Consider the following 10,280-nt stretch of genomic DNA (forward strand, 5'->3'; position numbering starts at 1 on the left):
CCCATATGGGCATCAAATCTTGAAAAGATACAATGATCGTATACGACATTCTTGCAGTAGTTGGATCCCATGATTCCCCAATATTCCGGATTGTTGATATCATTCGTCTGGCTACAGTTCTCGAAGGTAATGTTAAGAGCCCTATTGATGTTTATATCATAGGTACCCATTGAGACCATGGTCCCTGCCGATCCAATTGTACGGTATACTTTGTGACCTGTCAGAATGGTATTTCTGACTGTCACGTTCATGCAGTTGCTGATGCTGATAAAACCATTATACGGCGCGCCGTGGTCTCCTTCGCCGGTGATACGGTGTTCGAGTCCGTCAACAACAACGTTGGAGCGTCTGATCGCAATCCCCCGGGCATAGTAACTATATTTGGAATTCTCCCTGTTTGCAATGGTGGTGAATTTTCCTCCAGAAACAGTCAGTACTGTCTCATCGACCGGGAGAGCCGTAATTCCCGTGATCCGATCAAAATCCCAGATTATGGGGGTGTTGCTATCCACATTACCGTTTTTATCGACAACAAATACATCCGTCTGCGAGGAACCGTTGTTTTGATTGGCTCCATACCGGATATAACGTTTTACGTTGGAATCTGTTACCGTCACGAGACAGATGCCCGGCAGTGAAATATCCAATCGACTCTGGTTTCTTTTCAAAGAAGTAATATTGGCGGGCTTGAATGACTGATTCGTAGAATTGATTGAGAAAACGTGGGCATTCCGGTCTTCCACGCTTGTATCGTCAAAGATAAAGGTAGCCTTTCCGAATTCGGTATCGGTCTGTATACTGACAGTGTGTTTTTTGCCTCCAATGTAATAAGTGACCCCGTCGTCTGCTTTGACTTTCAGGTTGTGCTGATTAGCAAATGCATGCGTTGCAGCTATGGCTTCTATATCGTCCGTTTTTCCATCGCCTTTGGCGCCAAAGTCGCTGTACCGGACCCATCCATTCGAAATAAGCCTTTGAATATCCGCCTGAGAGAGTCTCTTTTTTTCAGGTAATTTCCCGGTTTCACCGGGTTGATCCACGTTGTCTGGTATGGTTTGGCAGGACATCTGTGTAATGCTACACAGGAAGGCAACGAAGAAAACAAACAGATATATTTTATTCATGAGAAAATATTTGTATCGATCTTAGAATATTTATAAACAAATTTACAAAATATTTTCTCTTTCAGCGCATGCACGTTTCCAAATAAACCTAATCCTCCATTAAAAATAAAAGCGGATCGGTGAGATATTCCATCACATCGGATATGAAGCGGGTTGTTTCGCCGCCATCCACGATGCGATGATCCACGGAGAGCGAGAGCGGCATGATGTGTCCGATCACAATTTCATTGTCTCTCACGATGGGAGTTTGCAATATTCTTCCAACACCCAGGATGCCTGCCTGAGGGTAGTTGAGTACTGGCGTGGCAAATATTCCACCAATGGACCCAAAGCTGGTGATCGAAAAGGAGCCTTCCTTCATCTCGTCGAGCGTCAGTTTTCGTTTCCTTGCTTTATCGGCCAGCTCTCCAAGCAGCCGGGCAATATTGAAAATAGAGAGTCGGTCGGCATCCCGGATAACCGGCACCACCAACCCGTCGGGTGCATCTACCGCAATACCTATGTGGCAGCGGTTGCGAATGACCATCCGGTTGTTTTCCAAATCTATTTGTGAATTAAGCTGCGGATGTTTCTTCAATGCCATAGCCACTGCTTTCACGATAAAGGGCAGGTAGGTCAGTTTCACACCCTTTTCGGCAAATTTTTGTTTGTATTTCGACCTCACGGCCATCAGTCCCGATATCTCCACCTCTTCGAAAACCGACATATGTGCCGCATTATGTTTGGCATGCAGCATGTTTCGGGCAATCGCCTTCCTGATTTGCGTCAACGGGAGGTAGGTCACATCATCCGTAGGAACTGCAGGAGCGGCTTGCGTTGTTCCGGCCTTTTGAGAATTGGCATTATAATGAAGGATATCTTCACTTTTTACCCTACCGGAAGGGCCACTGCCCGGCACCTTGTTGATATCGATGCCCATCTCTTTGGCCATGGCCCTTGCCACCGGTGTGGCCAATGCCTTTCGTTGCTGTTCGGATAAAGTTTTGCTTCGTATAGCTTCATTGCTTACCGGCAGTACAGAGTCCTTTCCGGCCACTTCCATGGTGCCGACCACCGCACCGGCATCTTCCTCCGTTTCGTAGACAGGCTCCACAGCCACTTTTTCTTTTATTGTTTCCTCGTGATCGTTCTCCCGCGGTACACCGGCCTCTTCTGTCTCAATGTCCACGAGAGGTGCCCCCACTTTAATCACATCTCCCGTGTTGCCGTATAACAGAGAAACAACACCCTTTCTGGGGGAAGGGATATCGGCCACCACCTTGTCGGTTTCCATCTGTACAAGCGGGTCACCCTCGTTCACCTGTTGCCCTTGCGTGACATACCATTCCAGGATGGTGCCTTCTTCCAGCCCCTCGCCTAAATCGGGGAAATTAAATGTATATTTCATACAATCACTTGATTTTTACTCTTTAAGGTGTATAAGACTCATCATCACCCTATTCTTGTACAAGAATAGCTTTTATGCGTGAACAATTCTCATGCTCGTTTCATACGGATTATTTAAAAATTGAATGTTTTCTCAATTTCGTAAAAAATACGCTCTGGTGAGATAATAAAATATTTTTCTCCCTGTGCCAGAGGGACGATGGTATCAAAGCCCATCACCCTGCGGGGAGGCGCTTCAAGATAGAGAAAAGCCTCTTCGTTGGTGATGGCAATCAACTCCGACCCCACGCTAAACGACTCATGTGCCTCGGCTACCACGACCATCCGACCTGTTTTCCGTACCGAATTGCGGATGGTCTCCCTGTCGATGGGATAGATGGTACGAAGGTCAACCAGCTCCACTGAGATGCCGGCCTCTTCGGCCATGGCAATGGCTTTCTGGCACTCCCGGATCAGTGCGCCGAAAGCTACGACCGTCACATCGGATCCGTCCTGAATCACTTTGGCTTTGCCCAGAGGGAGGCTGTACTTTTCGTCGGGTACCTCCTGTTTTATGGCACGGTAAATACGCTTGGGTTCCATAAAGACCACCGGATCGTTGCTTTCTATGGCCGATATCAGCAGTCCCTTTGCGTCATAGGGCGTTGAAGGCACCACCACTTTCAGTCCCGGGATGTGGGCATAAAGCGCCTCCGGACTGTCGGAGTGATGTTCCAATGCGTTGATGCCTCCACCGTACGGAAAACGAATCACCATGGGGACGGAAAACTTACCGCGCGAACGATTCTGCATCCGAGACACATTTGACGCAATCTGGTTAAAGGCTGGGTAGGTAAAACCTTCGAACTGCAACTCCACTATGGGCCTGAGTCCAGAGACAGCCATTCCCAAAGCGGTACCCACGATGCCCGACTCCGCCAGCGGCGAATCGAACACCCGCTCCACCCCATATTTCCTCTGCAGGCCTTCGGTCACGCGAAAAACTCCCCCCTCCACGCCCACATCTTCACCATAGACAACAACGCCCTCGTCTTCGTTTAATTTGATATCCAAAGCGTTATTAATCGCTTTTACCATGGTCATCACACTCATTTCCGGTTCTCCTTCCAACGTAAGAATTGTTCGTACTCTGTTTTCTGTCTCTTCAGTTCGTCCGGCATATCGGAAAACATAAATTTAAACACATCTTCATGGGGATAGCTCTTGTTTTGCTCGGCGTCCAGAAACTGTTGATTGATCTGCTGCTTGTACTCTTCCGTTAGCTTCTCCGGATCAATATTCCATATTCCTTTTTTCTCCATGAAGTGCCTCAGCCTGATTAGCGGGTCGGTCAGCCCCCACTCTATTTCCTCTTCCTTTTTTCGGTACTTGGTCGGATCATCGGAGGTGGTGTGCGCTCCCAAACGGTATGTAAAAGCTTCGATCAGCACCGGTCCTTTTCCCGAAAGGGTATATGCTGCTGCTATTTTGTAAGCAAGATACATGGCAAAGAAATCGTTGCCGTCCACTTTGATGCCAGGGATGCCGAAGGCGACCGATTTTACGGCCAGATTAATTGATTTTGTCTGTGATTTTACCGGTACAGAGATGGCATATTGGTTATTTTGAATAGTGAAGACCACCGGCACCTGCCATACACCGGCAAAGTTCAATGCCTCACTGAAATCGCCTTCCGAGGTACCTCCATCGCCAATGAAAGTGAAGACGGTCTCGTCTTTCTTTTGGTATTTCACAGAATAGGCGATGCCGGTGGCATGGTGGAGCTGCGTTCCAATTGAGATGGCAATGGGCAGCGTATGATGGGCATTTTGAAAACTGCCCCCATGTTCGTTCCCCAGGTAAAACAGAAACATCTCTTTCATCGTCACCCCTTTGGCCAGCAACGTACCCATTTCTCGGAAAGCAGGTACCAGCCAGTCCTCTCTCCTTATGTTCATCCCGGCTGCGATATGGATCGCTTCCTGACCCAGATTGGGCGTATACGTAAACATGCGTCCCTGACGTTGGTAGGAAATGGCCATTTCGTCGGCTGTCCGCTCATAAAGCATCTGTTTATAAGCATCTATAACTGTTTCATCATCCAACTCAGGCATATATTGTTTGCTCACCACATGTCCTTCGTTGTCAATGACTGACAACATCTTATCTTCTAATGGATTAAAGTCACGAAAAATTGCAGGTAAATTGTTTTGGATCATTTATCTGTCTATTAAGAACGAATATAAATATCAGCTGTGATTATTAGCTCTGTATATAACAGTCCGATAAATAAATAGTTCTGCACAGAGAGTAAAAAAGAGAAAAAATTCAGCACTCCTCTTCGCCACTTCTTCCCGAAAAACGCACCTTAGCCGCTTTGATAATCATATCAGCTGTACCTTCAACTCCAAAAAGAGAGGTTTCCACGGTCATATCGTACACATTGAGATCATCCCATTCTCTCCCTGTATAGTGCCGGTTGTAACTGCTTCTCTCTTTGTCTTTTCTCTCCATTACCTTCTCTGCATCTTCCGGTTTTAGCATGTAATCATGTACAACGCGCTTCTTTCGAAACTCCTGGTCGGCGTGGACAAAGACATTGAAACAGTTTTTGTGTCCTTTCAGTATAAAGTTGGCGGCGCGTCCCACAATCACGCAGGATTCACTGGCCGCAATATCACGAATCACCCGGGTTTGTACCATAAACAGCTTGTCGTTGGGCGGAGTAGCCTCATTCACATAAGCGTAGTTCTGATTGTAAAGCTTATACAACAGTCCATTCGGCAGCTTCTGTTCATGTTTCTCCACATACTCAGGTGTAAAGCCGCTTGCTACTGCAGTCAAATCAATCAACTTACTGTCATAAAAGGCAACACCCAGTTTTCGGGCAATACGCTCACCCACTGCATGGCCTCCACTACCATACTGCCGTGAAATGGTGATCACAAAATTATCGGTTGTCATGTAAGGTTCTGCCACAAATTCCATTGACTTCGAAGTTGCCAGGAGCCTGTCTACAAAGGAGATTCTTTTCCGATATAACTGTACGATAGCTCCCACGAAAATTGCGGCGATTACGGTACCCTCACGAACACCTTCAAGCCTTCCATGAAACAACAGTACGCAGATCACAGCAGTGGCAACGATTGTAGAGTCGATGGCAACTTTGATTTTTCCAAAGTTTTTTTGGAACGTCTCGGAGATAACCAGGGTGAGCCCCTCACCCGGCAGATAGCCCACATCGGCTTTCAGTTCCAGAAAAATACCAAATGCCATGACAAAACAACTGAGAATAATTGTCAGCAATTGCCAGATGTAATGATCAGGAACCAGTGGTTGAGTGAGGTACAGGTTCAGGTCAATAAAAATTCCGAACAACACCAGCAATGGAATTTGCAATAGTTGAGCTGTACCAAGCTTGCCTTTGAGGATAATGACCTGAATCAACACCAGTGTCGAGTTCATCAGGATAGCAAATGTTCCCACCGTAATCTTTGGAAGGATCAGGTTAAACACGTAAGGAATTGATGAGATGGGACTGGTCCCCAAATCTGAACGGATAGACAATGCTACTCCATGCGAAATAATAAATATGCCCGCCACCAGTAGCAGGATACGTAATCCTATTTTTTCTTTTCTCATACACTTAATTTACACGAAGGAATCCTGCTTCGCCACGTTCCGTACAAAACGAGTTTCGCAACTCGTTTCGCTCGAATGACAACCTGTTTCGTGGCACAGCTTCCGGAAAAGCTACAGATCTGCCTTCCAAACAAAAGTAGTAAAAAAATTAGCAGAAAAAAAATACCACGACAATACAACCTTCTAGTACGCTTCTGGTGAACATTCTTCGCAAAAATCACGTTCTAGCCTACATAAAACAATCTAGACAAAGTAATCCGTATAAAGTCAATAATATTGCACTCGATGAACACAAGGCACTTGTTTACTCTTTTCATTTCCATGGTCACATTTTTTCAAACCGGATGTAATCCCGGCAGAGGGGCTGACAGCAACAGTGTGGATACAACGGCCGTAAAGGAAGTCTCCACCATCGCTTTGCCGGAAGAGAGGAGGGTGCTGACCGAAGATGACATCTCCCTGAAGAAAGCGCTGCAATACACACAGTACACGTTGGATGACCAATATCCCTATCAGGATACGGTCCGGCACTTTCAATGGGGAAAAATAAAGGCGGGGATTGCTCATCTTGAAAATGCGGTAGCCGAAGGAGGCAACTGGGGAGTTTTAAGCAATTACAGGAATTTAAACAGAGAAGCACCCACAATTGAAGATTTTGTGAGAAACGATTACGGCCGGGTATCGGACCAATACGGTGTTGAACGATATCAGTCGGTGCCACTTTTCAGCACCCATGGTGACACCACGCTGGTACGATATGGCCGCGACGGTTGGTTAGTAAAAGTTTTGGGCAGCGACACCACGGAGATGATCCGGATTGCCGGTGTATCTCTGGAAGGAGAATATTTATTGCCGAAACGTTATCTTATTTCGTGGGGAGACAGCATTCGGTTTAATAAGGTGATTGCAGTAGACGTCACTAACCAGAATATTGCCACCTTAGAAAAAAGTGGCGATGAATGGCATATATTAAGTATGAACCCGGCAACCACGGGACTCCATAAACCGCCGCACGCCCATGAGACACCCACTGGTTTTTTTGCCATACAGGAAAAGAAAGAAAAGATGTATTATGTGAAAGATGGCACTAGCGTGATTGCGGGTTACGCACCTTACGCTTCCCGCTTTACGAATGGGGCCTACGTTCACGGTGTACCGGTGCAGTATCCGAATGAAAAAATCATTGAGTACAGCTCCTCGCTGGGAACAACCCCCCGGTCTCATATGTGTGTCAGAAATGCATCGTCGCATGCGAAATTTGTATACGACTGGGGCGCAATCGGTCAAACAATCGTCATTGTGATCGATTAACAATCATATTCAGGAAAAATTGTATCTTTGGCGATACTTTTTCCAAACTATATTATGCGCATCTTTCTCATCTCAATTGTATTTTTTGTTTTTTCTGCCCTTGTTTTCCCTGTAGGAACAAAGGAAAACAGAAATGACATCACTGAAGTCAATTTCTCCACATCCGGTTGCGAGCTGCTTTATGAACAGATGGAACTGGAGGGGTTGGTACATTTTGACGCCTTCAAGGCAGCTTACACCGGTTATAAAAAGTTAAACAAACAGAATAACCCCCTGCTGACAGTAATCGACTTCAATCTTCCTTCGTCCGAAAAGAGAATGTACGTACTGGATCTGGAGAAAAAGAAAATACTTTTTGTTACGTACGTGGCTCACGGGCAAAACAGCGGGGAAAAATACGCCACCTCTTTCTCCAACAGGAATGGGTCTCATCAGAGCTCGTTGGGTTTTTACCGGACCGCCGACACCTATCAGGGAGGAAACGGGTATTCTCTGCTCCTGGATGGTTTGGAAGAGGGTATCAACGACCAGGCAAGATCCCGTGCCATTGTTATTCACGGGGCTGATTATTGCAGCGAAGAGGTCATCCGGTCCAGTGGACGGTTAGGTCGTAGCTTTGGATGTCCGGCGTTACCCAGGGAATTGACAAAACCCATTATTAACACCATCAAAGGAGGCTCGCTGCTCTTTATCTATGCCGACCAACCCGGGTACCTATCCATAAGTAAAGTACTATAAATCAAATGATTTTATGTTTGCAACTTCACCAGCAACGCTGATGAGTGCGATAAAACATACAGCAGCATCGTCAAACCATCCATGCAAAAGGTATTAATTCAAATAAGCTTCTACCAATGATACCCAATAAGCTGCACCAAGCGGTAAGAGATCCTGATTAAATACATATTGTGGATGGTGTACCATGTAACCTTCACCATTCCCTGCCATTACGTAGTTTCCCGGACATTTTTCGAGCATAAAAGCAAAATCTTCACTACTCATCAGTGCATCTGCATTTCTGACAACACTATCTTCTCCAAAAGTTCCGGCCGTTACATCGGCAGCCCACTTCGTGTTCTCGGGCGTGTTCACCAACACCGTTCCGGGAACACCTTCCCTGATTTCATATTGGCAATTAAATGCTTCGGCTTGTGATTTGGTTATATTGCGAATTCTATCAAGCACAAACTTACGCACTTCATTATCCATATTTCTGATACTTAATTTAAGCAAAGCCTTTTGTGGCACTACGTTACCTGCATTTCCCGATTGGAAAGAGCCTACATTTACCACGGTCTGTTTCCAGGGAGACACATTACGACTGACAATAGTTTGCAACGCCATAACCAGTGACGCACCACATACTAGCGGGTCAATCCCCAATTCCGGCATAGAGCCGTGAGAGCCTTTCCCGGTAAGTTCAATTTCCCAGTTATCGACGGCAGACATGGTTTCTCCTTCACGGAAATAGAATTTTCCAAACTCCAACCCGGGAATATTATGCATGGCGTAAATCGCATCTACGGGGAAACGTTCAAACAATCCGTCGGCGATCATCGCGGGGCTTCCCTGCATGGTTTCCTCACCCGGTTGAAAGAAAAAACGTACGGTTCCATTAAAGTTCTTGGTTTCGGCAAGATATTTAGCGGCTCCGAGAGCCATAGTCGTATGCCCATCGTGCCCACAAAGATGGGATAGTCCTTCTTTGGTACTTTTGTAGGGTAAATTATTATCTTCCTGAATGGGCAGCCCATCAAAATCGGCACGAATGCCAATGACTTTATCGCTATCACCTACCTTTAGCGACGCTACAATACCGTATTTTCCAACGCCTTCTACCAGTTCATACCCGCCAAACGATTTTACCACATCAGCAATATACCTGGCTGTATTTTCCTCTTGCATGGACAGTTCCGGACTCTTGTGCATTGTTTCCTGCCATGATTTTATCTCATCTAGTGAGTTTTTTAATGCGTCCAACAGCTTTGTGTTCATTTTATTAATTTTAAAAAAGTAATAAATGGTTTGGTTTTATATCGAATCCGTCTTTGGTCTTTTTGATAATTTCGGAATGGTGATCATAATGCTAAGGATAGCCATAACAATCATCAGGAGGTTTACACTCAAACCAATAGTAGCCGCCTGGCGTACTACTACATTGTCCTGACGTCCTACAAAAGTCAATACACCTTCTAGCCAGTGAATATGGTCGCCTATATTGAATGCGGCAAAAACACCCGCAGAGATAGCAACCCCAAGCGCAGCACCCAGTGAAGATGCCATTTTGTAAATACCTGAACCGGCTCCGGCCTGGTCCTCCGGCAAGTTAGATAATGCTGCATCAGTGGATGGCGTTGCGTAAAATGCCAGGCCTAATCCAAACAATGTGTATGCGATGATGGCAAGTATTTTATAGGTGCCGGTCATGACATTGGTAAACATAAGAAGGATGATAGCCAGCCCCACAATGAGCGCCCCCCAGATCATGGGCTTCCGTGCTCCAAATCGCTGCAGCAGCTTTTCACCTGTACGGATGAACAAGACAATGGCAATGGCATATCCTAATGTGAGCATTCCGGCATCTTGTGCAGAAAGGTTACCGCCAACCTGTAAAAGCATGAGTGACACGATCAACATTCCGGCAGTACCGTTGAGCAGGAAGTTAGAAATGGTGGCACCCGTAAAAGTCATGTTATGAAACAACTTAAAATCTATAAAAGCCCCTTTTTTCCCTTTTTCGATATAGAAGAATAAGATTGAAAAGAGAAGAGTGGCTGCAATTAAAACAATACCTGCAACGCTGGTAAAGCCTAATTGTACTCCTTTGGTCACCAATAT

The 10,280-nt window shown here is 45.9% G+C and carries 9 protein-coding genes; 2 read left to right on the forward strand and 7 right to left on the reverse strand.

Annotated features, from left to right (window positions below):
* The 5 genes from B3Z75_RS05770 to B3Z75_RS05790 form a co-directional block, all read right to left on the reverse strand.
* Positions 1 to 1,124: hypothetical protein (locus B3Z75_RS05770; RefSeq protein WP_294068571.1), on the reverse strand; the 1,124-nt coding region annotated here is incomplete at its 3' end.
* An 88-nt stretch (positions 1,125 to 1,212) separates the two neighbouring features.
* The gene (locus tag B3Z75_RS05775) at positions 1,213 to 2,511 is read right to left on the reverse strand and encodes a dihydrolipoamide acetyltransferase family protein (RefSeq protein ID WP_294068573.1); all 1,299 of its coding nucleotides are present in this window, start codon (positions 2,509 to 2,511) and stop codon (positions 1,213 to 1,215) included.
* Between the two features lie 113 nt (positions 2,512 to 2,624).
* Complete coding sequence (locus B3Z75_RS05780; protein ID WP_294068575.1) at positions 2,625 to 3,602, reverse strand: alpha-ketoacid dehydrogenase subunit beta; 978 nt, start codon at positions 3,600 to 3,602, stop codon at positions 2,625 to 2,627.
* Positions 3,599 to 4,708: a pyruvate dehydrogenase (acetyl-transferring) E1 component subunit alpha gene (gene pdhA / locus B3Z75_RS05785; RefSeq protein WP_294068577.1), complete on the reverse strand. Its 1,110-nt coding sequence runs from the start codon at positions 4,706 to 4,708 to the stop codon at positions 3,599 to 3,601. The genes B3Z75_RS05780 and pdhA overlap by 4 nt, the downstream gene beginning before the upstream one ends.
* A 109-nt stretch (positions 4,709 to 4,817) precedes the next feature.
* Entirely contained in the window at positions 4,818 to 6,131 is a 1,314-nt protein-coding gene (locus tag B3Z75_RS05790) for a cytidylate kinase family protein (RefSeq protein WP_294068579.1), read from the reverse strand.
* Positions 6,132 to 6,416: 285 nt separating this feature from the next.
* On the opposite strand from B3Z75_RS05790, the gene B3Z75_RS05795 reads away from it, so the two are divergent.
* Positions 6,417 to 7,442 carry a L,D-transpeptidase gene (locus B3Z75_RS05795; RefSeq protein ID WP_294068581.1) on the forward strand — a complete coding sequence of 342 codons (1,026 nt, stop codon included), beginning with the start codon at positions 6,417 to 6,419 and terminating at the stop codon, positions 7,440 to 7,442.
* A gap of 27 nt (positions 7,443 to 7,469) precedes the next feature.
* Positions 7,470 to 8,180, forward strand: coding sequence for a murein L,D-transpeptidase catalytic domain family protein (locus B3Z75_RS05800; protein WP_414702866.1), 711 nt, complete (start codon positions 7,470 to 7,472; stop codon positions 8,178 to 8,180).
* A 93-nt stretch (positions 8,181 to 8,273) separates the two neighbouring features.
* Here the strand turns inward: B3Z75_RS05800 and B3Z75_RS05805 are convergent, their stop codons facing one another.
* Positions 8,274 to 9,437, reverse strand: coding sequence for a M20 aminoacylase family protein (locus B3Z75_RS05805; RefSeq protein WP_294068583.1), 1,164 nt, complete (start codon positions 9,435 to 9,437; stop codon positions 8,274 to 8,276).
* Positions 9,438 to 9,473: 36 nt separating this feature from the next.
* On the reverse strand, positions 9,474 to 10,280 hold an 807-nt coding region (locus tag B3Z75_RS05810), incomplete at its 5' end, for an MFS transporter (protein WP_294068585.1).

The sequence above is a fragment of the Proteiniphilum sp. UBA1028 genome (genome assembly GCF_002316955.1).
In the GTDB taxonomy this organism is placed as follows: Bacteria; Bacteroidota; Bacteroidia; order Bacteroidales; family Dysgonomonadaceae; genus Proteiniphilum.